25 protein-coding genes are annotated in these 21,738 nt (G+C 65.8%); 17 read left to right on the top strand and 8 right to left on the bottom strand.

From position 1 onward, the window contains the following. The first annotated feature begins 107 nt into the window (after positions 1-107). Entirely contained in the window at positions 108-1,280 is a 1,173-nt protein-coding gene (locus ON41_RS22555; RefSeq protein ID WP_083905545.1) for an McrB family protein, read from the top strand. Then, entirely contained in the window at positions 1,277-2,461 is a 1,185-nt protein-coding gene (locus ON41_RS40480; RefSeq protein ID WP_083905544.1) for an McrC family protein, read from the top strand. The genes ON41_RS22555 and ON41_RS40480 overlap by 4 nt, the downstream gene beginning before the upstream one ends. Here the strand turns inward: ON41_RS40480 and ON41_RS22550 are convergent. Then, positions 2,446-3,027 carry a GNAT family N-acetyltransferase gene (locus tag ON41_RS22550; RefSeq protein ID WP_040749703.1) on the bottom strand — a complete coding sequence of 194 codons (582 nt, stop codon included), beginning with the start codon at positions 3,025-3,027 and terminating at the stop codon, positions 2,446-2,448. The two genes, ON41_RS40480 and ON41_RS22550, sit on opposite strands and share 16 nt — an antisense overlap. After that, on the bottom strand, positions 3,024-4,352 hold the full coding sequence (locus tag ON41_RS22545; RefSeq protein WP_040749702.1) for an NsdA family TPR-like regulatory protein: 1,329 nt from the start codon (positions 4,350-4,352) through the stop codon (positions 3,024-3,026). Before ON41_RS22545 ends, ON41_RS22550 begins: the two co-directional genes overlap by 4 nt. Before the next feature lie 224 nt (positions 4,353-4,576). Between ON41_RS22545 and ON41_RS41775 the strand changes: the two genes are divergently transcribed. The 3 genes from ON41_RS41775 (at position 4,577) to ON41_RS22535 (ending at position 7,535) form a co-directional block, all read left to right on the top strand. After that, positions 4,577-4,993 (top strand): hypothetical protein, encoded by a 417-nt coding sequence (locus ON41_RS41775; protein ID WP_157185586.1) that lies wholly within the window; start codon positions 4,577-4,579, stop codon positions 4,991-4,993. A 641-nt stretch (positions 4,994-5,634) separates the two neighbouring features. Beyond that, positions 5,635-7,029 carry an NAD(P)/FAD-dependent oxidoreductase gene (locus ON41_RS22540; RefSeq protein ID WP_157185585.1) on the top strand — a complete coding sequence of 465 codons (1,395 nt, stop codon included), beginning with the start codon at positions 5,635-5,637 and terminating at the stop codon, positions 7,027-7,029. 59 nt (positions 7,030-7,088) lie between these two features. Continuing rightward, on the top strand, positions 7,089-7,535 hold the full coding sequence (locus ON41_RS22535; protein WP_040749700.1) for a TIGR03618 family F420-dependent PPOX class oxidoreductase: 447 nt from the start codon (positions 7,089-7,091) through the stop codon (positions 7,533-7,535). A gap of 19 nt (positions 7,536-7,554) precedes the next feature. Here ON41_RS22535 and ON41_RS22530 read toward each other — a convergent pair whose 3' ends face one another. Then, the gene (locus ON41_RS22530; RefSeq protein ID WP_040749699.1) at positions 7,555-8,106 is read right to left on the bottom strand and encodes a TetR/AcrR family transcriptional regulator; all 552 of its coding nucleotides are present in this window, start codon (positions 8,104-8,106) and stop codon (positions 7,555-7,557) included. Between the two features lie 93 nt (positions 8,107-8,199). Here ON41_RS22530 and ON41_RS22525 point away from each other — a divergent pair, with 93 nt between their 5' ends. The 3 genes from ON41_RS22525 to ON41_RS22515 are packed head-to-tail and all read left to right on the top strand — an operon-like array spanning position 8,200 to position 9,750. Then, positions 8,200-8,679 carry a nuclear transport factor 2 family protein gene (locus tag ON41_RS22525; protein WP_040749698.1) on the top strand — a complete coding sequence of 160 codons (480 nt, stop codon included), beginning with the start codon at positions 8,200-8,202 and terminating at the stop codon, positions 8,677-8,679. A 21-nt stretch (positions 8,680-8,700) separates the two neighbouring features. Continuing rightward, positions 8,701-9,336 (top strand): LysE family translocator, encoded by a 636-nt coding sequence (locus ON41_RS22520; protein WP_040749697.1) that lies wholly within the window; start codon positions 8,701-8,703, stop codon positions 9,334-9,336. Positions 9,337-9,345: 9 nt separating this feature from the next. Further along, the gene (locus ON41_RS22515) at positions 9,346-9,750 is read left to right on the top strand and encodes a VOC family protein (protein ID WP_040749696.1); all 405 of its coding nucleotides are present in this window, start codon (positions 9,346-9,348) and stop codon (positions 9,748-9,750) included. Here the strand turns inward: ON41_RS22515 and ON41_RS22510 are convergent. Next, positions 9,735-10,319: a helix-turn-helix domain-containing protein gene (locus ON41_RS22510; protein ID WP_040749695.1), complete on the bottom strand. Its 585-nt coding sequence runs from the start codon at positions 10,317-10,319 to the stop codon at positions 9,735-9,737. The genes ON41_RS22515 and ON41_RS22510 overlap by 16 nt on opposite strands. A gap of 178 nt (positions 10,320-10,497) precedes the next feature. Here ON41_RS22510 and ON41_RS22505 point away from each other — a divergent pair, with 178 nt between their 5' ends. From ON41_RS22505 to ON41_RS22495, 3 genes are all read left to right on the top strand, one after another. Beyond that, the gene (locus ON41_RS22505) at positions 10,498-10,881 is read left to right on the top strand and encodes a phosphopantetheine adenylyltransferase (RefSeq protein WP_157185584.1); all 384 of its coding nucleotides are present in this window, start codon (positions 10,498-10,500) and stop codon (positions 10,879-10,881) included. Positions 10,882-10,966: 85 nt separating this feature from the next. Next, positions 10,967-11,332 (top strand): DUF4345 domain-containing protein, encoded by a 366-nt coding sequence (locus ON41_RS22500; RefSeq protein WP_040749694.1) that lies wholly within the window; start codon positions 10,967-10,969, stop codon positions 11,330-11,332. Positions 11,333-11,348: 16 nt separating this feature from the next. Next, a complete protein-coding gene (locus ON41_RS22495; protein ID WP_040749801.1) occupies positions 11,349-12,098 on the top strand; it encodes an AraC family transcriptional regulator in 750 nt (249 codons plus the stop codon). On the opposite strand, the gene ON41_RS22490 is transcribed toward ON41_RS22495, so the two are convergent. After that, positions 12,095-12,400, bottom strand: a complete 306-nt coding sequence (locus tag ON41_RS22490) for a hypothetical protein (protein WP_157185583.1) — start codon at positions 12,398-12,400, stop codon at positions 12,095-12,097. The genes ON41_RS22495 and ON41_RS22490 overlap by 4 nt on opposite strands. Before the next feature lie 146 nt (positions 12,401-12,546). On the opposite strand from ON41_RS22490, the gene ON41_RS22485 reads away from it, so the two are divergent. Genes ON41_RS22485 through ON41_RS22475 form a run of 4 tightly spaced genes read left to right on the top strand, consistent with a single transcriptional unit; the run spans position 12,547 to position 15,543 of the window. Further along, positions 12,547-13,308 (top strand): bestrophin-like domain, encoded by a 762-nt coding sequence (locus tag ON41_RS22485; RefSeq protein ID WP_040749692.1) that lies wholly within the window; start codon positions 12,547-12,549, stop codon positions 13,306-13,308. A 58-nt stretch (positions 13,309-13,366) separates the two neighbouring features. Next, positions 13,367-14,230, top strand: a complete 864-nt coding sequence (locus ON41_RS41770; protein WP_157185582.1) for a hypothetical protein — start codon at positions 13,367-13,369, stop codon at positions 14,228-14,230. Between the two features lie 38 nt (positions 14,231-14,268). Then, the gene (locus ON41_RS22480) at positions 14,269-14,727 is read left to right on the top strand and encodes a pyridoxamine 5'-phosphate oxidase family protein (RefSeq protein ID WP_040749691.1); all 459 of its coding nucleotides are present in this window, start codon (positions 14,269-14,271) and stop codon (positions 14,725-14,727) included. A 12-nt stretch (positions 14,728-14,739) separates the two neighbouring features. Then, positions 14,740-15,543 carry an SAM-dependent methyltransferase gene (locus tag ON41_RS22475; protein WP_040749690.1) on the top strand — a complete coding sequence of 268 codons (804 nt, stop codon included), beginning with the start codon at positions 14,740-14,742 and terminating at the stop codon, positions 15,541-15,543. A gap of 5 nt (positions 15,544-15,548) precedes the next feature. Here the strand turns inward: ON41_RS22475 and ON41_RS22470 are convergent, their stop codons facing one another. Continuing rightward, positions 15,549-15,917: an SRPBCC family protein gene (locus ON41_RS22470; protein WP_246460845.1), complete on the bottom strand. Its 369-nt coding sequence runs from the start codon at positions 15,915-15,917 to the stop codon at positions 15,549-15,551. Positions 15,918-16,300: 383 nt separating this feature from the next. Between ON41_RS22470 and ON41_RS22465 the strand changes: the two genes are divergently transcribed. Together ON41_RS22465 and ON41_RS22460 are read left to right on the top strand one after the other, a co-directional pair. Further along, the gene (locus tag ON41_RS22465; RefSeq protein WP_040749689.1) at positions 16,301-17,896 is read left to right on the top strand and encodes a peptide ABC transporter substrate-binding protein; all 1,596 of its coding nucleotides are present in this window, start codon (positions 16,301-16,303) and stop codon (positions 17,894-17,896) included. 185 nt (positions 17,897-18,081) lie between these two features. Further along, a complete protein-coding gene (locus ON41_RS22460; protein WP_040749688.1) occupies positions 18,082-18,990 on the top strand; it encodes a M48 family metalloprotease in 909 nt (302 codons plus the stop codon). A gap of 159 nt (positions 18,991-19,149) precedes the next feature. Here ON41_RS22460 and ON41_RS22455 read toward each other — a convergent pair whose 3' ends face one another. Further along, complete coding sequence (locus tag ON41_RS22455; protein WP_157185581.1) at positions 19,150-20,430, bottom strand: alpha/beta fold hydrolase; 1,281 nt, start codon at positions 20,428-20,430, stop codon at positions 19,150-19,152. Between the two features lie 276 nt (positions 20,431-20,706). Further along, positions 20,707-21,714, bottom strand: a complete 1,008-nt coding sequence (locus tag ON41_RS22450; RefSeq protein WP_040749686.1) for a Gfo/Idh/MocA family protein — start codon at positions 21,712-21,714, stop codon at positions 20,707-20,709. Positions 21,715-21,738: the final 24 nt, after the last annotated feature.

The following is a 21,738-nucleotide window of genomic DNA, read 5'->3' as shown; positions in this document are numbered from 1 at the left end:
CCCGAGGGCCCTTGACGGACCGGTTATCGCGTGACGCTGCGTGACACGTCAGGCGAAGTCTGGGACATCCGTGCATTTCAGAGATTGTTGTAGGGGAGTTCTAATCGATGGCCCGTATTCTGAGAATCGTTCCGAGTAGTCAAACGAGAATCAGGCCGCACAAGCTCGACCAGGGCGTAACTTGTGAGTACAAGGTGCTTGAGACGGATGACGGGGAGACGTTGGTTCACCTGTCCACCTTCGGATCCAACCAGCGTGAGTCCGACCCGAAGAGTAGTCAATCCATGCAGTTCGACAGAGAGCATGCAGCAGAACTCATTGAGCTACTGACGAAAGCCTTCGACAGCGATATTGACGTTGATGACGACGAGGATTCTGATATCGAGCCAGAGGTCCCCGACGCATCGGAAAAACTTGCCAAAGATCTATTCGTGCCTCAAAGTTGGCTACAGCAGTGTATCGATCTTTTGCGGGATAGGCCTCAGCTTATCTTCTACGGACCGCCTGGGACGGGCAAGACCTACATAGCCAAGGCGATAGCTGAACACCTATCCGGACCGGGTCACGTGAAAGTCGTTCAGTTCCATCCGTCGTACTCCTATGAAGATTTCTTCGAGGGATTTCGGCCGAGTAGATCGGTCGATGGGAAGATCACGTACGAAGTCCACTTCGGTCCGCTCCGGCAGTTGGCTCGAGAGGCTAGGGAAAACCCCGATAAACTGTATACTCTGGTTATCGATGAAATCAACCGAGGAAATGTAGCAAAAATCTTCGGCGAACTTTATTTTCTTCTTGAGTACCGCGACTCTCGGCTGAGCCTGATGTATTCGTCCAAGCCGAAATCTACGTTTAAATTACCGAAGAATCTGGTGATTATCGGCACCATGAATACGGCGGACAGATCTATTGCCCTGCTCGATTCGGCTATGCGTCGGCGGTTCGCTTTCGTGTCGCTGCACCCTTCGGAGGAGCCGACAAAGAACGTGCTTCGGCAATGGCTGTCCAGCAAGGGGTACGATAGTGAAGCTGCTGACATAATGGATAACCTGAACTCGGTTATCGAAGACGAAGATTTCAAGATCGGCCCGTCGTACTTCATGAGACCCGCTGCGCTAACCCCGGCCGGTATTGAAATGACATGGCGTACTTCCATTATTCCTCTCTTGGAGGAGTATCACTTCGGGGACTCCAATGTCAGTGTTCGGGAGAAATATTCTCTGAAAAAGATTCGTAACGGCGTGAACGGTGTCACGGGCTCGGATGAGGATGCATCGGAATGAGACCGGCGATTGATCTGGTGGAATGGGGTAAACCTCAGGTTCTTGATCTTACCGACGAGGAGTACGAAACGCTGTCGGCGCTGGATCTGGTTACTGTCAGCCGCAAGTCACCGCATGGGTTCGCGGTCAAACCGGGACGTAAGGTAGGTTCGGTCAGGGCGGGCGGCATGCAGGTGAACGTCAGGCCGAAGGTGGCGGATATAAAACGTCTCCTGTTTTTCATCGGATACTGTTCGAATCCCTCGATGTGGCGTGACGAGTTCGTTCGCCTGGAAAAGGCAGAAGGGCTGTTTCCTGCTGTAGCGGAGTCATTCGTACGACTCGCTTCTCGGGCGGTCGAGCAAGGATTGCTGCAAGGGTACACGACCAGAGCGGACAGACTTTCCGTAATTCGAGGTCGAGTGCATTTCAGGGATCAGTTGACCAAGAACTTCGGCTTGCCTCTTCCCGTAGCTGTTGAGTTCGACGATTTTACAACTGATACTACGGAGAACAGTATCGTCCTATTGGCAGCACTTCGGCTGTTGAGTATGCCGGATATTGGCGTGAACGCACGACAGCGCCTCAGTCGTATCCGCCTACTCATGGACGACATAACGGTACCGTCGAAGTCGATTGGGAGACCTAAATGGCGGCCGAACCGCTTGAATGTCAGATACCATGACGTTCTCAGGCTATCCGAGGTCATCCTGGACAACAGTTCGTTCGATCAAAGAAATGGCCCTCTCGCGGTCTCCGGCTTCATGTTCGATATGTGGCGAGTCTACGAAGATTTCGTTACGGGTTCTATCAGCATGGCGATGCGGCAGTTCGGTGGCCATGCGGAGACTCAATCCGAGCATTTTGTCGACAAAGCTTCCAGGATACGATTCCGTCCCGATCTTGTATGGCGTGACAATAATGGTTCCCCAGTGGCCGTTGTCGATGCAAAATACAAGGCGGAGAGGCCGAAAGGGTTTCCAGAGGCGGATCTGTATCAGATGCTAACCTACTGCTCGGTGCTGAATCTGAAGGAAGGGCATCTGGTCTACGCAAAGGGCAACGAGCCTGCAAGAGTCCACGAGATCAGAAATTGCGGTATAACTATCCACTGTCACGCTCTGGATCTTGGGCTCCCGCCGAGGGAACTGCTGCAGACGATCGATTCGTTGGCTGGTGCCATTCTTCACAAAACTCCGTGATCCGACGCCCGAACCAAGGCGTCGAATTGCGGAGCGTTGGGCCAGTCCGGCTTCAACACCCCGATCCGATGCCAGCCCCATCGCAGGTACGTGGCGTAGGCGCGACGGTTATCAGGGCGGACGAGAAGTGTTGCTCGCTGCTCTGATCGACTGTCGAGTAGTTCGTCGTGCAGCGCGCGAGCAATGCCTCTGCCGGTGAAGGCTTTTCGGACCATGATCTCGCTGAGAGCGAATGTGCGAACACCGGTTTCTGCGGTAAACGCGGTGGGATCGCCGTCATCGAGTTGTAGGCCATCCCACCAGTGGGTGCCGGAGGTGAGGGGCCACCCCCATGCCTGTCCGATCGGCTCGCCGTCGATTCGTGCCATGACCAACTCGAATCCGGCTGGGCGGTTGGGGTCGGTGTAGGTGTCGAAGCGGGTCATGAAGGCTTCGGGGGACTCGAAGGGTTCGCCGGATTCGATGGTGTCGATGTAGGAGCCGCGGAAGATGTCTTCTACGTCGGGGCGTAGTTCTCGGGCCTGGGCGGCGGTGTAGTGCTCGAAGTTGATGTCTTTGGTGGTCATACGCCGCTGGTCACCTTTCGTTTCAGGTTGTCGAAACGAATCCGGAATTCGTTGTCCGGCTTGGTGTCCACTGTGGAGCGGACGGGGGCGAGCAGTCGGAGTGTGCGTGTGGACGAGACGGAGTTCTCCAGGTCGTCCAGCACGGAAAGTCCTTGGGTGACGGCTCCGTCGGTGTCACCGATGTCGGCGAGTGTGGCGGCCCATGCGGCGCGGTAGTTGGCCGCGTTTCGAGTGCCTGCCTGTTCCAATTCGGCACCGGCGGCCAGGAGGTCGGCGGATTTTCTCGAATCGCCGAGGTCTCCGAAACCCTTTGCCTCGTGGGATCGGACTTCGGTGGGATTGACGAATCGGAGCCATCGCGGGCAGTCGTTCAGGGGCTCGTGGTCGAGGGCGAAATCCAGTTCTCGCCAGGCTGTTGCGATGGAACGGCCGAATCCGCTGCGATCGCCGAGGAGTGCATGGGAAAGCGCTTCGCGGGTGGCGATCAGCGCGTGGATTCGTCCGGGGCGGCGGCCGATGGTGAGGTCTCGGGCGCGGTTGAGGTGTCCGAGGGCTCGGTGTGGGTTGCCCTCTCCGGTACGACTCAACGCGATCGACTGGTGTGCGGCATTCAGGCAGACATGCACGGTCAGGTCGTTGTCGCCTGCTTGGTTGGCCAGTGCGAACGCATCGGCGTAACAGCGGCGCGCTAGCGGGTGCAGGTCGGCGTCGTAGGCGAGCCAGCCGGCGATGGTCGCGAGTTCACCTGCCGCGCTCATGAAGGCTCGGCCGGCTGGGTCGGTGAAGGTGCACGTTTCCAGCAGAGCCTTGGCTCGCTCCAGTTCTTCCACAGCGGTCATGACGAGCGTGACCCCGCCGATCGCCTGCTCGCGCTGGGCGAAATCGGTGACACTCTCCGAGAGTCGTCGAGCGTCGTCTATTCCGATTCTGTTGAGTGCCAGAGAGGAATCGCCGCCCGCTGCGATGAACGCGGCGCCCAGCAGAATCCCGAACTCGCGGCGCTTCACCTCGTCCTCGACTTCCTGGTCGATGTCTCGAGTACTCACCGCCAGGCTATCGCTTCGTTCGGTAACGAGTTGTCGATCGGCCTGCTCGTCCATTGCCGTTCGGAACCGTGCGCGTTGTTCCGCATCGAGCCGGGCCAGCTCTGTGTCGAGGGCCTGCGCCGACTCGCCTCGAACCGGGCGGGCGTGGGTGGCCTTCTCCCATTTACGGACGGTCGGCGGCTGATATCCGAGCCGCTCGGCGAACTGTTCCTGCGTCAGACGTAGGGCCGTCGTGCGAAGTGCTCTGACCTCCACGCCTGTCCACGTGCTGACGATCATCCCCTGCCCCCGATCCGTAGCCACGGTTAATATCGAAAGCGTATTACTTCGGTGCTGTTCTGTGGCTGGGATCGAAACAGCTGGTCGATGAGGCTTGAACCGGCCTCGCTACCGGGTGACGCGAAGTCCTGGTACAGCGATCAGCCCGGTCGGTGTCCGTCCTCGAACCGGCTGACGCTCCCCGGTAGCGAGTGCTTTCCACCGCCTTCGGAGAGGAATCACTCGTGAACGACCACTGCTCGGCAGCTTCGGCGCAAGTCCTCGAACTCGGGACTGTGGTGTCGACGCGGAAGCCGCTCGAACTCGCGACGGATCGACCGACCATCCGTCCCAGAGCAATTGCTTACGTCAACAGCGCGTTGCCGGGTTGGCCCGAGAACGAGTCTCTCGTCTGCCAGCACGCCCTGAAGCTCGGTTACACGATTGCCCGGTTGGTCATCTTCTATGCGGTCATGGTGGAGGTTCCCGTCACGCGGTTGCTCGAGACGGTTCGTGCACACGGTGCGGTAGTCGTTGTCGTTCCCGACCTCGGTCATCTCGGCGGGGATCCGGCTCGGGTATGTGAAGTGTGCGATGTCGAAACCGTTTGTCCGCCTGCCACTTACGCGCGGGTCGGTGAGGTTGTCGAAGGTACGGCATGAGTTGCCGAATCGGGGAGCATGTCGGCGACGGCTCGGTGGCGGTATGGCACACGATGTGGCTGGTGTTCGTGATCGTTGGGATGGCGGCTGTCGTCGCTGTTCTGGCGGCGTGCTTGTGGCCGGGTATGCCTCGGTGTGCGGGTGGGCCGGTCGAGAGCGGTAGCTCATCGAAATCTGTTGTGTATCAAGCCTCCGGATCAACGCATGGGCCGCGACTTCCGGCGACTCGTGCCCAGGCCCAGCGCGAGATGCAACTGCACCTGGAATGCCATCCCCGCGATTGCCCGCGCAAGGCGGCGGCGATGCGGGTGCTCGATGCGGCCGGCTGTCGCGTGCCTGATCGGTCGTGGCGGTTGTGACAGTCGGTTCCGAAGTCCGAGTCACGGCTCGTCGTCCTCGAAGCAGTCCAAGGTGACTGCGGGGCCTGCAATAACCCTCGACATCTTGCGAAAGCGCTGGAAGGGCTTTGTGATAGCTAGTTCACAGGATGGTTAGCGGTGAAATCACGCCATCCGACCCTGCGAATCGGCCGAGGCTTCCGTGTGACGTGACGGTGTTATACGGAGTAAGGTCCGCCGTGCTCTGCCCGACAGCTCGGGTATCTACGCGAACCGAGGCTGCGGCACCGCGAGGAGGACACCGTGACACGGACGAACGGATGCGCCGGGGATCATGCGGTGGTTCTCGGCGGTGGGATGGCGGGGCTGTTCGCGGCGCGGGTCCTGGCCGACCACTACACGGAAGTGACTGTGGTAGAGCGGGATCGTTTGGCGTCCACGGGTACAGCGCGGCGCGGGGTTCCGCAGGGGAGGCATTCGCACGGCCTGTTGATGCGGGCGGCGGAGATCGCCGAGAAGCGGTTCCCCGGTCTGATCGATGAGCTGATCATGGACGGGGCCAAGGCATTCAGCGCCTTCGACAACTTCCGGGCGGTCTTCTTCGGCAACGTGCTGCATCGGTCGGCGACGGGACGGAGTTCGGTTGCCGCCAGCCGGCCGTTCCTGGAATCACATGTGCGGAAGAGGGTTTCAGCGCTGGCTAACGTGGCCATCTGGGACGATGCCGCCGTCGCCGGGCTCGTTGCCGCTGATAACGGCGTCGGTGGGGTGCGGGTGTTGCGCAGGGAGACCGGTGACGAGGCGCGGACCGTTCACGCTGATCTGGTGGTCGACGCCATGGGGCGTGGAACCAGGACCGGTACGTGGTTGGAGTCGCTCGGGTACCCGCGGCCGCGGGAGGATCAGGTGCCCGTCGATATCGCCTATGCCACTTGCCATTTCCGATTGCCCCTGGATGCCGTCGGTGGTGATCGGGTCGTTCTGGTCGGGCCGATGCCCAGCCGGCCGCGCGGGTTCGGGTTCGCGGCGCAGGAGGGGGACGAGTGGGTATTGTCGGCGTTCGGCGTCGGGAAGGAGCATCACCCGCCCTCGGAACCCGATGCGCTGCGGGAGTTCGCCGCCGCGTTCGCGCCCGCCGATGTCGCCGGCGTGCTGCACGACGCGACACCCGTCGACGACGTGGCGACCTACCGGTACAAGACGGCGGTCTGGCGTCGATACGAACTGCTGGACCGGGTGCCCGCCGGGATCCTGTCGATCGGCGACGCGATGTGCTGTTTCAACCCCATCTACGGCAGCGGGATGACCGTCGCGGCGATCTCCGCCGACGTCCTCGACGCGGTTCTGCGCCAGGGCGCCGAGGATCTGCCGCGCCGCTACTACCGCCGCATGGGTCGCATGCTGCGTACGCCGTGGTGGCTGACGAAGCTCAGCGACGTCACCCTGCCCTCGGTTCCGCTCGGCTCGGGCGGGGTGAAGGCCGTTCTGCACGCGGGGATGAACCAGGTGTTCCGAGCCGCGTCCGGTGATCCGGTGGCCGCGTCGACGTTCCTGGACGTGCTGAACATGAACAAGACGCCCTTCCACATGATGCGGCCGCGGGTGGCTGTGGCGATCGGGCTGGCGCGTGTCCGGGGTCGTCGACCGCCGGATCCTGGGGTGCTGCCGGAGAGGCGCTGTCTGGCGAGGAGACGGTAGGTCACCCGCGTTCCGATCGCCGATATGCTGAGGCGTCGGCGCGTCAGGAGGAGAGGACCATGCCCGATCTGAAGACCTTCGCGGAGCTGGCGGCCCAGGACCACGGACTCTGCGTCGTCGTCACCCTCCGCCCCGACGGGACCCCGCAGGCGACGGTGGTCAACGCCGGTGTCCTGCCGCATCCGCTGACCGGTGCGGACGTCGTCGGATTCGTGGCGCGGGGCGGGACCGCGAAACTTGCCTACCTGCGCGCGAATCCGACCATCGCGATCACCGTCCGCAGCGGATGGCAGTGGGTCACTGTCGAAAGCTCCGCCCAGCTGATCGGCCCCGACGATCCCCACCCCGAGGTCGACGGCGAGCGGCTGCGGGTCATGCTCCGGGACGTCTTCACGGCCGCCGGTGGGACACACGACGATTGGGATACCTACGACCGGGTGATGCACGCCGAGCGCCGGGCGGTCGTGCTGGTCACGCCGACCCGCGTCTACTCGAACCCGTCCTGATCGCGGGCTGGCGAGTCGGCTACGGCGGCTCCGCCCGAATCCCCGCGAGCACGATATCGATTGCGCGGCCGAGGGTTTCGGGGTTCGCAGGCTGGGTTGCGGATACCTGGGACAAGCCCCGGATCAGGAGATAGATCTCGTCGACGGTGACCGAGGGGCGGACCTGTCCAGCCTCCCGGGCGCGGGACAGGACGGTGTCGACGGTGGTGCGCACGTCGTGGGATGCGGAGCGCACGGACTCCGGTACCCGGCCATCCGTGCCCAACAGTGAGATCAGCGTGAGTTTGGTGGCGCCCGATTCGATCATCACGCGGATCAGGGTGCGGAGGGCTTCGAACGGATCCCGTTCCGCGGCAAGGGTTTCGGCGCGGACGTGCAGGGTGGCGAAATGGGACAGAACGGTGGCCTCGAGCAGGTCGGTCTTCGTGGGGAAGTGACGGAACACCGTCGCGACGCCCACTCCGGCCCGGCGGGCCACCTCCTCGGTGGAGCCGGCCGCGCCCTGCTCGCCGAAGACCGCTTCGGCCGCAGCGAGGATCCGCTCGCGGTTCTGCCGCGCGTCCTGTCGCACCCCTGGTCGTCCTTTCGTTGTCGATGACCACTTTAACCGGAGTCGAGACTTCGCTACAGTAAGCGGAGTCTGGACTTCGTTTAGGAGAGCGCCATGAGTACACCCGCCGATGTCGTCGCCGCTGTCACCGCCGGCGTGAGCCGCCTCGTCGCGGGTGGTCTCGACGAGCCGCGGCGGGCCGCGCTGCTGGACGAACTCGCCGGCTACTACGCCGAGAGCACCGATGTGCGCCACCCGTTCGCGCCGCTGGGGGATACGCCTCTGCGCACGCGTGCCGAGCTTCGCGAGCACTTCGCCGGAGGTCCGGGCCGGACGGCGGGCGTCACCGAGTTCGGGCCGCACGGCGTGGTCGTGCACGAGACGGCCGATCCCGAGGTGGTGATCGTCGAATTCGCGTATCGCGGTGCGGCGCACGGCCGATCGTTCGAGGTCCCGTGCATTTTCGTGGTAAAGGTGCGTGATGGGGTGATCGTGGAATCGCGCGATTACGCGGACCATGTGGGGATGGCTCGCGCCTTCGGCAGGCTCGGTGATCTCGCCACCGCTCTCGCGGACGAGGCCCGGCGCGCCTGATTCGCGGCTACTCTCCGAGGGATGGTCCCGCTCTCCCATATCGCGGCCTTCGCCGTCGCCGCGTTGATCATCATCGTCATTCCGGGTCCCAACGTGCTGTTCGCCATCGGCCGAGCCCTGACGCTGGGGCGGCGGTCCGCGGTTCTGTCGGTCGTCGGCGGGGTCGCCGGATCGTTCGTGCCGCTGGTCGCGGTGTCGGTCGGCCTCGGTGCGGTGCTGATGGCCTCGGCGACGCTCTTCCTGATCTTGAAAATCGTCGGGGCCGCGTATCTGATTTATCTGGGCGTCACGGCGATCCGGCAGCGGAAGAAGCTGGCGGAGGCCCTGCGGTCGAAGGTCCCGAGTGCCGGCGGCGGCCTCGTGATCAGGCAGGGATTCATCGTCGGCGCCACCAACCCCAAGACGATCGTGTTCTTCGGCGCGGTCCTTCCGCAGTTCGCGGTGCCGGACCAGGGAGCCCTGCCTGCGCAATTCCTGACCCTGGGCACCGTCTTCCTTGCTATCCAAGCGCTGTCGGACGGCACGTGGGCGCTACTGGCGGCGACGGCCCGGTCCTGGTTCGTCCGTTCGCCCCGCCGCCTCGAAACTGTCGGCGGCACGGGCGGGTTGATGATCATCGGTGTCGGAGCCGGAATGGCTCTGTCCGGCCCCAACTAGGCTCACGGAGTGCATCTGGAGCTGATTACGATCATCGTCGAGGACTACGACTCCGCCCTCGAGTTCTTTGTCGGCACACTCGGTTTCGACCTGATCGAGGACTCGCCGTCGCTCACCAACGACGGCCGCCCCAAACGGTGGGTCGTGGTGCGCCCGCCCGCCGCGGTCACCGGAATCCTGCTCGCCCGAGCGGACGGCGAGGGCCAGCGCGCCGCCATCGGAAATCAGGCCGCCGGGCGAGTGGGCTTCTTCCTCCGCGTCACCGACTTCGAGCGCACGTATCACCGACTGGTCGGCGCGGGCGTCCAATTCGTCACCGAACCGCGCACCGAGCCTTACGGCCGCGTCGCCGTCTTCCTCGACATCTCCGGAAACCGGTGGGACCTGCTCGGGCCATCTCACACAGGTGTGTAGCGGGCTCTGGTTCTGAGGCGTCTGCCCTGGGGGCCGAGGATGCTCAGGAACTCGACCGGGTGTGTGTCGGCGTTGCCGAACCAATGGGGGAGGTGGGTGTCGAATTCGGCGACCTCGCCCGCGGAAAGGATGAGGTCTTGGTCGCCGAGTATCGCGCGGAGGCGGCCGCTGAGGACGTACAGCCAGTGGTATCCGTCGTGGGAGCGGGGTTCGGGGGCGCGATCGTCCGGGTCGGCGGGGAGGACCTGTTTGAACACCTGTAGCCCGCCGGGGTTGCGGGCCAGCGGAATGACGGTCATGCCGTTGCGGCTGAACGGCTGGGGATATATCCGAGGATCGCCGCTCGCGGGGGCTCCGACGAGTTCGTCGAGCGGTATCCGGTAGACCTTCGCCAGTCGTAACAGCAGGCCCAGGCTGGGGTTGCGCTGCCCGGACTCGAGTCGTGACAGGGTGCTGATCGGGATGCCCGTGTTCTCCGACAGGGCGGTCAGCGTCGTGCCGGTACGGCGTCGTAAAGCGCGCAGTCGTGGCCCGACCTCGGCCAGCACGGCGTCGAACTCGTCATCCATACGGTTACTGTGCCCACGATTCGCAGGTTCGACAAAGCAACTTTGCCGGATTGTCAAAAGGTAGGCGCGCTCTCGTCCTGACGGCAGCAGCAGGTTTTCGGAAGCGAGGGCGCGTCGACCGCGCGAGTATCGCCTGGTGACTATGAGAAGGGCCGTGGGGATTCGGCGGGGCGGGCAGGTGTTGCTCGCTGTTGCGGGGTTGATCAATGCCGTGCCGGTGGGTGGTGCGGTGGCGATCGAGAAAGCGTATGCGGCGTATGGCATTTCGCCCGGTGGGGCGGATGTCGAGGTGTTGTTGCGGCATCGTGGGGTGCTGTTCGGCATTCTCGGGGCCGGGCTGCTCGTTGCTGCCTTCCGGCCCGGGATTCGGTCCGCGATGGTGGTGGCCAATGCGGTCAGCTTCGGTGGGTTTCTGGTGGTGATGGCCGCCGAGCGGCCGGTGAATCCGGCGTTGTGGCGGGTGGCTTGGTTCGATGTCGCCGGGTTGGTGGCGTTGGCCGGTGGCGCCCTGTTGCTCGAGTGGGACGGGCGATCTTCCGGCCGTGAGCAGGGCAAGCGATGAAAAGCGCGCGTCCCTGTGCGCGGTGTCCGGAAGCGGTGGCGTCGGCCCGGTATCGGCGGACCGAGCACGATAACGGAGGTGCGTGATGAGAGTCGTTGTGCTGGTCGCGGCGGGAATCTTCTTCGCCGGCATGGGGATCTATGCCCTGGCCGCGCCCGCGGCGTTGGTGCGGCCGTTTCGCTTGACGCCCGATGCTGCCGAGAGCCGGTCCGAGGTGCGGGCGGTGTACGGCGGGTTCGGGCTGGCGGTGGCGGGGGTGCTGTGGTGGGCTGCGTCCGGGACCGATGATCTGCGCAGCGGGGCCGCGCTGACCGTGGGGGTGGCGCTGGCGGGGATGGCGGCCGGGCGGGTGATCTCGCGGGTGCTGGATGCCGGGACGGCGTTCTATCCGATCTGGTTCTACTGCCTGGTCGAGGTCGTCGGCGCGGCGCTGGTGCTGGCCGTGGCGTGATGTGATCATGCTTGTCATGGCATCGGTGCCCGCCGCGCGGACGGTCTGGTTGTGGGCGGGGCACGCGGCGTATCTGGGGCCGTCGTTCCAGCTGGACGCGCACTCGACGCCGGTGCAGTGCTTCGCGCTCGGCGTGGACGCGCCGTTCACCGTCACGGTCGGCGAGCGGACGTGGTCCCGGCGCAGCGCGCTGATCCCCGCACGCACCGTCCATCGGCTCGACGCGGGGGCGGGACGAATGCTGTTCTGCTACACCGATCCTCGCTCGGTGCACGCGGACCTGCTGCGTTCCGCCATGCGCGACACCGCCCCGATCGCGGGCGACCACCGGAACGAACAGGCGCTGATCGATAGGTTGCGCGATGGGGAGATCGGCCCCGATGAACTCGACCGGCTGCTGTTGGCCGGGGGAGCACCTCGCGATATCGACCCGCGCATCCGGCAGGCCATGGACGCGATCATCGGCGATCCGGCCGAGTTCGGGGCCGAGCGGCTGGCGGCCGACGCGGGCCTGTCCACCTCTCGGTTCCTGCATCTGTTCTCGGCCGGCGCCGGGACCAGCTTCCGTCGCTATCGGCTGTGGGCGCGGATGCTGTCGGTGGCGGCCGCGGTCTCCGAAAGCCGCGACCTCACCGACGCCGCCGTCGACGCCGGATTCGCCTCACCCAGCCACTTCAGCGATGCCTTCCGCACCATGTTCGGGCTCACCGCGACCACCCTGCTGGCGCAGGGCACCACCGTCATCGTCGGAGGGTCGCAGTCCTAGTCCTCGTCGGGATACCGCCACGAGAACTCTGTGCGGGCGGCCGGTTCGACGTGCTCGGCCGCCGCGGCGACCTTTCCCTCGAAATACGGTCGCCAGAAACGGCTTCGCGAGATACCCAGCGGCCACCTGGTCTCGCCGGAAATGAAGATCTCGCCATCGAGCACGGCGTGTCCGACCCCCACCCCCTGGTCGTAGATGTTTTCTTCCTCCATGATCGCGGCGACGGCGGCGACGACCTGCTCCGCTCGCTCGGTCGTCGTGAAACCGGTGATGGTGAAGTCGAACTCGACATTGGTTGACACGGTCACACCCTAGCGACACCCGGCGCGGGCGGAGAGTGATCGGCCGGAGTCCCATCCGCCCCTCGTGCTGCCACGAATACTGTTCGACCGCAGATGGTTTCGGTACCGCGTGGTCGCTGTTGTCCGGTTTGTCGGAGGGCGGAGGCATGGTTCCGGAAGTACTCGTAGCGGTAGCGGCCGCCCTGGTGGCGGTGGCGGTCTTCGTGGTCGGTACGCGGTTGCGACCGAAGTCGTGGCAGCAGACCGAGGAGCACGCGGCGGGCGAGCTGGTGCTCGACCTGGTGAAGAACTTCTTCGTCGCGGTGGTCGCGTTCGTCGTGGTGCTGTGCTGGCAGCAGTACGACAATGCGCAGACCCATACAATCGCCGAGGCCAAGGGGCTGGTCGACACGTATTGGGCGGCGCACGGGATGCCCGCGCCCGACCATCAGCGGATTCAGGGCCTGGTGCGGGAATACACCGAGGAGGTCACCGGTCCCGAGTGGGCGGCGATGCATCACGACGGGCGTCTCAGCGAGGCGGCGCAGGAGAAACTCGATGCGCTCCGCGACGCGGTGCAGGGGATGCAGCCTGTCGACCCCGACGTCGCCGATCTACGCACCAAGGCGCTCGACAGTCTCGACGACGTCGCCGCCGCCCGGTCCGATCGCGAGGTGGACGTCCGGCGCAGCGTGCCCGGATTCCTCGGTATCGCACTGCTTTTCGGCACCGTCCTGCTGTTGCTGAGCCCCGTGTACTCGGGTGTCAGGGTGACGGTGAGCAGTGTGCTGATGGTCGCCCTGCTCGGGCTGGTGGTCGGTTCGATCCTGCTCCAGATCCGCAACCTCGACCGCCCGTTCTCCGGTGCGACCGTCGTCCCGAGGGACGCCTACGACCTGGCCGTGTCCCGTTACGGGCATATCGATTAGCGGCGGGGATCGAGGTTCACCGATGAGCGTCGAAATATTCAGGTGCACAGGGAATGTGATGGTGTCGACAGTGCTGCTGTCCGCGCTGTTCGGTGGCGTCGCGGTCGCCGATCCGATCGAATTACCGCCGCCCGCAGGCGAAGTGGCGAGCGGCAGCGCCGTACCCGGTAGCGCGGGCCTCGAGCCGAGCGGTGGAGGTGATGCCGAAATCCCGTTGGCGCTGGGCCCGCCGAGCCCGTGGGCAGGCCCGTCCCTATTACCTGAGTCCGGCCTGGCGGGACAGCTCGATTCGGGTTCGTCGAGCGAGCCGCCGCCAGGCCTGCCAGGTTTACCCGAAGTGGGTCTGCTGAGTCCGCCCGTTTCGGAGACAACGACCCCCGCGCAGATGCTCGGCCTGGCACCGGGCAGTGTCGAGACGGCGTGTGCCGGTAGTGCCGTGGCCGCCGGGGCGACTCTGCTGCTCGGGTCGGCGACGGGAGCCGTGGGGTCGGCGGCGGGAAGTAGCCTCGTGCCCGGGCTGATCGGCACCGGCTCGGGTGGTTCGGGGCTGGGGAGCGCGGCGTTGGGGAGTGTGGCGGTAGGCAGTGCTGCCACGGGAAGTGCCCTGTTGACGTGCCTGCTCCTCATCCCCGCGAATGTGCCGCCCGCGGGGGAACTCCCGCTCGGGCTGGCACCTCCCGCGGCCGTACCCGCGAGTCCGCCCGCCATGCCGCCCGTCGCGCCCGTCGCGGCTGCGGAGTCCCCCGCGATGCCCGGGACCGAACCTGTATCGGCTCGGCCGGTGCCGCCGGGAGCGTCGACCGCGGAGCCGTCCGAGGAGCACGATGCCTGGACCACAGCGATGTTCGCGACACTCCTGGTGATCGCCGCGCTGGCGGGATCGCGGGGACGGTGGACCGGCCGCCGCTCGTTCCGCCTGTAAGCCGAGCGGTTCGCCTCGACCACGCTAGGGTTCCTGGGGTGCGCGAGCGGGAGTTGCTGGAGGCCTATGTCGCCGAGGCGAAGTTGATGCAGTTGTCGACGGTGTGTGGTGATGGCACGCCGGCGGTGTGTTCGGTCTGGTATGTGCCGACCTTCCGGCCGGATCGACTGCGCTTCGTCTCGCGGACGGATCGGGAGCATTCGCGGAATATTCGACGCACTCCGGCGGTCGCTGGGGGCATACTCGATAAGCCGCCCGTCGAACTCGGTCTGACGGGGCGCGGGGTCTCGTTCGCCGGGCGGGCGGTGGAACTTCCCGGTACCGGGATCGAGGCGGAGAAAGAAGCGTTCGCGGCACGGTGGCCGCGAGCGGCCGGACTGCTCGCCGCCATGCCCGATGCCGCCTCGCGCCTGTACGAGGTCGCCGTCGAGCGGTGGGTGCTGTTCGACGAGGAGAACTTTCCCGGCAGTCCGCGCCGGGAGATCGCGGGAGAGTAGCGAGGAGGTCGCGTGGAGCGCACGCCCGACTGGTCGCCCGACGATATCGATCCGTCCGTACCCAGTTCCGCCCGGATGTACGACTACGTCCTCGGCGGATTCAACAATTTCGCGGTCGACCGCACACTCGCGGACTGGGTCGCCGAGACGATGCCGGAGGTCGCGCAGGGCGCCCGGGACAATCGCGCGTTCCTGCGCCGGCTGGTCACCTACCTCGTGCGGGAGGCGGGGATCCGGCAGTTCCTCGATCTGGGCTCCGGCATTCCGACCGCCGGGAATGTGCACGAGATCGCGCAGCGGCTCGAGCCCGGGACGCGGGTCGCGTACGTCGATATCGATCCGGTCGCCGTGACCGTGAGCCGGAGGCTGCTCGCCGGCAACCCCGACGCTACCGCCGTCCGGGGTGATCTCACCGACGTGGAGTCGATTCTCGGCGATCCGGAGATCCGCGCGCTGCTCGACTTCACCCGCCCGATAGCGGTGCTGCTGGTGTCGGTGTTGCATTTCGTTCCCGAGAGTGCCGAGCCGCGCGCCATCATCGCCCGGCTGCGAAAAGCCTTGGCGCCGGGCAGCTTTCTGGCGATCTCGCACTTCACTCAGGACGGCAGGGAGGCCGAGGCCCAGCGGATCGTCGCTATGTCGCGGCAGACGCCGACCGTGACCACACCCCGCACGTACGCGCAGGTCGAGCGACTGTTCGAGGGATTGACCCTGGTCGAGCCTGGTTTGGTGGACGTTTCCGAATGGCGGCCGGAAGAGCCCGGGGAACAGGTCACCGGATCCGGGTGGTACGGCGGCGCAGGAAAGGTGTGCTGACCAGGTCAGCGGCCTCCGACGGCGGCGCGCAGGGCGCGTACCAGGGGGCTCCACCGCGCGGGGTTCCGTACCGATCCGGTCACCGCCTCCTCCGCGCGGTCGAGGCAGTCCTCCAGCAAAGCGTCATGTAGCCAGCGGAAAGCCAGGGGCCAGGTCAGTCGGGCCGGGCCGTGTGGGCGCAGGGTGAGTAGGTGCCGTAGTTCGACGGTTCCGTCCGGGGCCGGATGCACGGTGAACTCGTGGAAGCCGTCGAAGCCGCGAGGGCCGGTGAACCGGAGCCGGATCCAGTGCCCTGGCAGGTACTCCTCGACGGTGTAGCGGACCGGGCCGTGACCGCCGACCGCGCCGACGCCGAGCGGGCGATCGAAGCGCATCGGCGGCCAGTGATGCTCGGGCCAGAGCCGATCCTGTTCTCCCGCAAGGCCATCGATGAGCGCGCCGACCTCGGTTTCGGTCCCGGGAAAGCGCCGGGAATGAATGTTGGTGACTGGTCGCCGGGAATGAATGTTGGTGACTGGTCGGCGGGAAAGAATGTTGATTACGGCCATCGTCGGTCTCCTCGTCGGTCGCGCTCCCTTATAGAAGGATCGCTCTAAAACGAATTAGAACATACCCTCTACAACGAGGGAAGGGGTGCGCGCGGCGGGTCCGATCCGCTGACAAGTGGGCTACACGGGGCTAATGTCCGAAAGATTCCGAGGTGATCGGGCTGCCGGGCCGGATCTCTCGGGTTGTCTTGGGAAGAACGGAGAGGGCGTTGAGATTCCTACGATTCGGTGCCGTGGCCGCCGCCGCGGTACTCGCCACCAGCCTGGCGCTGACGGCGTGTTCGTCGAGTGACAGCAGTACGGACCTGGTGACCGTGAACGGTGCGGAGCCGCAGAACCCGTTGGTGCCCACCAACACCAACGAGAACATGGGCGGCCGCGTGGTCGACCGGCTGTTCGCCGGGCTGAAGTACTACGACGCGGACGGCAAGGCGTACAACGAGGTCGCGCAGTCGATCGATACGCCGGACCGCCAGCACTACAAGATCACGATCAAGCCGGACTGGAAGTTCGTCGACGGCACTCCCGTCACCGCGAAATCCTTTGTGGACGCGTGGAACTACGGCGCGCTCGCCACCAACGGCCAGAACCAGAACTGGGTCTTCGCCACGATCGCCGGCTACGACGACGTCTCGGCGGAACCCGCCAAGGCACAGACGATGTCGGGCCTGAAGGTCGTCGACGACCACACCTTCACCGTCGACCTGACGCATCCGTCGATCGACTTCGAACTCTCTCTCGGCTTCGCGCCGTTCTATCCGCTGCCCGATGTGGCGTTCAAGGATATGAAGGCGTTCGGCGAGAATCCGATCGGCAACGGGCCCTACAAGCTCACGACCTGGGACCACAACGTCAAGATCGACCTGGCGCCGAATCCGGACTATCACGGTGGCCGCACGCCGAAGAACAAGGGCCTGCGGTTCGCGATGTATCAGTCCTACGACACCGCCTACGCCGATCTGCTCGCCGGCAACCTGGACGCGCTGGACACCATGCCGTCGAGCGCGCTGTCGACCTACAAGAAGGACCTCGGCGACCGCGCCATCAGCAAGCCGACCGCGCAGAACGAGCACCTCGGCATCCAGCCGAACCTGCCGCACTTCGGCGGTCAGGAGGGACTGCTGCGGCGCAAGGCGATCTCCATGTCGATCAACCGCCAGCAGATCTGCGACACCATCTGGAACGGCACCAAGATCCCGGCGACCGACTACACCGCCTCCACGCTGCCCGGATTCCGCGAGAACCTGCCCGGTGCGGACGGTTTGAAGTACAACCCCGACGAGGCGAAGAAGGTGTGGGCGCAGGCCGACGCGATCTCGCCGTGGTCGGGCAAGTTCGAGATCGCCTACAACTCCGACGGCGGGCATCAGGCCTGGCTGGAGGCGGTCGCGAACAATATCAAGAACACGCTCGGGATCGAGGCGGTCGCGACGCCGTATCCGACCTTCAAGCAGATCCGTGACCTGGTGCATTCGCACACCATCGGCAAGGCGTTCCGGTACGGGTGGCAGGGCGACTATCCGTCGATGCTCGAGTTCCTGACCTCGCAGTATCTGACCGGTTCGGAGACCAACGACGTCGACTACGCCAACCCGGAGTTCGACAAGCTGATCGGCGCTGCCCAGGCCGCGGCGACTCCGGAGGCGTCGTACGAGCAGATCGCGCAGGCGCAGACCGTGCTCATCCGCGATGTGGCCGACGTGCCGATTCTCAACTACATCTCCAATGCGGGGCGGTCGGAGAATGTGAAGCAGGCTCCGCTCACCTGGAGCGGGCTGTTCGATTTCGAGAACATCGAGAAGTAGTTCGGCACCCCCTGCTCCGGTGAGCCTGTTCACAGGGCAGCGCTCCGGAGTAGGGGGTTTCGGCGGCGGGGTGCGAATTCGCTGTACCGTCGTGCATGACCTCCGAAGTGATCGCTGAAGCGAACCACCCCGGCGGGACAGCAGTCACCCGGTGCACGCCCGTGTATCGGGCGCGGGCGTGGGCTGTGTTGCTGTTGGCCGCGTTGCCGTCGGCGGCGTTGATGACGGTGCTGCTCTACGGGCTGGGGATGGCGATGGGATTCACCGTCCCCGCAGCCTTGCCGGTCGCATGGTTCCTGGTGTGCGCGGCCTGGGGCGCGCTGAGTTTTCTGAGTGCGGAGCGCCGGTGGGTGCTCTGGCTGTCGGGCCTGCGGGCTCCCGACGGCGACGAATTCCCTCGGCTGTCCGCGGCGTGGGGGAACGTCGCGCGACAGGCCGGTGTCCCCGTGACGGCGTATTCGCTGTGGGTGCGGAAGGCCGACCGCGGCGGCGCGCTGCCGGACCGGATGATCGCGGTGACGCCTGAGGCCGTGCGGTGGCTCGGGCCACGGGAGCTGGAAGCGGTGCTGGGCCACGAGCTGGGGTGCCGGCTGCGGGGGCGAGCGGCGTTCGGGCAGTTCGTCTTTCGCCACTTCAACGCGCCTGTGGTGTGGGTGGAGCGGACGCTGATGTCGGGGCTGCTCGTCGTCGGTGATTTCTTCGCGCAGCGGATGCCCGTCCGGGCATCGCGAGGATTCCTCCTCGGCTGGACCACGATCAGCAGGCTGCTGGCGGCGTGCCCGATCATCGCGATGCTCACGGTGATCATCGGCCTCCCCGCCGCCGTCCTGCTACGCCTCGTACCGGAGCTGGCGGCCCTCATCCTGGTATCCCTCGCCCGCCGCACGGAATACCGCGCCGACCGCCGGGTGGTCGACTGGGGATACGGCCCCGACCTCTGCGTCGTCCTGCGCTACCGCCACGTCCCCGAGTCCTGGACCCCGGCCCCCGACCCGATGTCGGTCTCCGCCGTCGTGCCGGAGATTTCTCCCGACGACCGCATCGGGCGGATGCGGGACCGCCTGGACGAGCTGGCGAGGTCGGCGTATCGGTGATCGTCGTTGTTTCCGGCCAAAAGCGTGCCGGAAACAAGCAAGGAATTGGCGCTCGCGAAAAGGAGGAGGTTGGCGCTCGCCTTCTTCGTTCCCCGGCACGCTCTTTCTCTGTTTCCCCGGCACGCTTTTGGCCGGGGTCCGTCGGAACGTGCGCTTCTTTCACGGGCTGGCCGGACAGGAGAGGGTGGGGTGGGCGGTCGGGTCGAGAAGGTAGTTGTCGGTGGCGTGGGTGGTGCAGGGGGTTCGGGAGTAGACGCCGTGGCCCCAGCCTTCGTAGGTGAGGAGGGTGGCGTTCGGGGTGTTGGCGGTGACGTGGGTGGCCCATTCGTGCGGGGTGGCGGGGTCGTGTTTCGAGGTGGTGATGAGAATCGGTGGGGCGCTGGTGATTCGGGGGCGGTGGGGCGGGTTCGGGGCAGGTGGCCAGAAGGAGCAGATGCTTCCGGCGACCCAGGCGAAGTGGGCGCGGAGGGTGCCCGCGTTCCGGTTCTGCTCCCGCCAGAGCGATTCCCAGCGGGACTGGTCGGGGATGTCGAAGGACCAGTCGGAGCAGGCGATCAGCTCCGGTGCGGCGACGGGCTCCCCGCGGCGCCGCGGAACGGGTGCGGGAGCGGGGCCCGGCGGCTGGTCGTCCATGGACCGCAGGAGTTCGGCCTCCTTCGGCCAATCGGGTTCGTACAGCGGTTGCAGAGCGGTCCGGCCCAGGTCCAGCGGGCTCAGCGGAGTTCCGGCCGGGCTCGACAGCTCGCCGCGCACCGCGCGCTCGTAGAGGCGATCGAACAGGGCGGGAACGTTCCGGCCGTGCAGGACGCAGGCGGTTTCCCGATCGCACCAGGAGACGAACTCGGCGAATGTGTCCTGGGCGGCGCGGGCCTCCGTGGCGAGGAATTCTGGGCCGTCGAGACTGTGGTCGTCGACGCCGTCGAGCACCATCGCCCGGACGCGCCGCGGGAACTGTTCCAGGTACGACTGGCCCGGCATGGTCCCGTACGAGGGGCCGTAGAAGCTGAGAGTGTTCTCGCCCAGCATCTTTCGCAGTTCCTCGACATCCCGCGCGACGCTGGCGCTGTCGAGGTGGTCGGCCAGCGGCCCCGTGTACTCCCGGCAGCTCGCCGCGAGATCCGTTGCGTACGAGGCGACCTCGCTGAACTGTGCACCTGTGTCCGGAACGAGGTTCGGGCGCGCCGCCGCGAGACCGGAGTCGCACCGCAACGGGTGACTACGTTTCACGCCTCGTGGATCCACACTGACGATGTCGAACTTTTCGTGCAGTGCGGGCGAGAACCGATCATGCCGCAGCAGTTCGTCCACACCAGAGGTGCCGGGGCCACCGGGCAGAAAGACCAGCGTGCCGATCCGCCCGGGACCGGAGGCTCGCTTGCGCGCCACCGCCATGTCGATGGACGCCCCAGCAGGATCCGCCCAGTCCACCGGCACGGCCACCGTCGCACACTCGACCGCCGCGTTTTCGGCGCACGGCCGCCAATTCGGACTCGGCGCACGACTTTCCGCCGTCGAACAGGCCACCACCCCGGCACCCGCACTCACCAGAACCAGAACAACGGACAGCAATCTGCGGCGCAAAAGCATGCCCGAACCCTCTCCCGCCCAGGTCCCGGACCACATCACCACTCAGAGCTATCCCACCCTCACCCTCCGGTACGGGGTCCCCGGCCAAAAGCATGCCGGGGACATGAGCGGGAGGGGCGGCGGTATCGGTCAGCGGCGGACCTCGGTGAGGGCGACGGGGCGGTGTTGGCGGCGGGAGAGTTCGCAGGCCTCGGCGATGTAGAAGGCTTCGAGGGCTTCTCTTGGGCCGCAGGGGTTTTGGGCCTCGCCCGCGACTACTTTCGTGAAGGCGGATAGTTCTTCGGTGTAGGCGCGGCGGAAGCGGTCCATGAAGCCGGGGTAGGCGGGGTAGGGGGAGGCGGGGTAGTCGGGTTCGACCGAGCGGAGGGGGACGCGGTCGTCCAGGCCGACTATGGCGTTGCCCTTGGAGCCCAGGGCCTCGAGGCGGACGTCGTAGCCGGCGCCGTTGTAGCGGCCCAGCGAGACCGTGGCCAGGGCGCCGTCGTCCAGGCGCATCAGGACCGCGGCGGTGTCCACGTCGTCGGCATCGGCGAAGAATCGCTCGCCCCGGTTGGCGCCCTGGACGAAGACCTCGGTGACCTCGCGGCCGGTGACCCAGCGGATGATGTCGAAATCGTGGACGCCGCAGTCCCGGAACAGGCCGCCGGAGCGCGGAATGTATTCGGCCGGAGGCGGTGTCGGGTCGAGGGTGGTGGCGCGCAGCGTGTGCAGCCAGCCGAGTTCGCCGGAGGCGACGGCGGCGCGGGCGGCGGTGTACCCGGCGTCGAAGCGCCGCTGGAACCCGATCTGCACAGGGACGGAGGAACTTTCGACGTGGTCGATGACCGCGAGGGTGCCGGCGATATCGGCGGCGACCGGCTTCTCGCAGAATACGGGGATGCCGCGGTCCACGGCGCGGGCGATGAGTTCCGGATGGGAATCGGTCGCGGTGGCGATCACGAGCCCGGAAATGCCGGAGCCGAGCAGGGTTTCGATATCGGGGGCGAAATCGACGCCCAGCTTGGTGGCGGTCGCGCGGGCGCGTTCGGTATCGGCGTCCGCGACGACGACTCCGCCGACGCGCGGGAGGGTCTTGAGGGTTTCGGCGTGCGAGGTGCCGATGCGGCCCGTGCCCGCGAGGCCCAGCCTGAGGGTCATGTTCGCGCTCCTGTCGGTGAGGGT

The organism is Nocardia transvalensis NBRC 15921, from assembly GCF_000308875.1.
Taxonomy (GTDB): domain Bacteria; phylum Actinomycetota; class Actinomycetes; order Mycobacteriales; family Mycobacteriaceae; genus Nocardia; species Nocardia transvalensis.
Note: the sequence above shows the minus strand (reverse complement) of the source record. Positions and strands in the feature narration are given on the sequence as shown.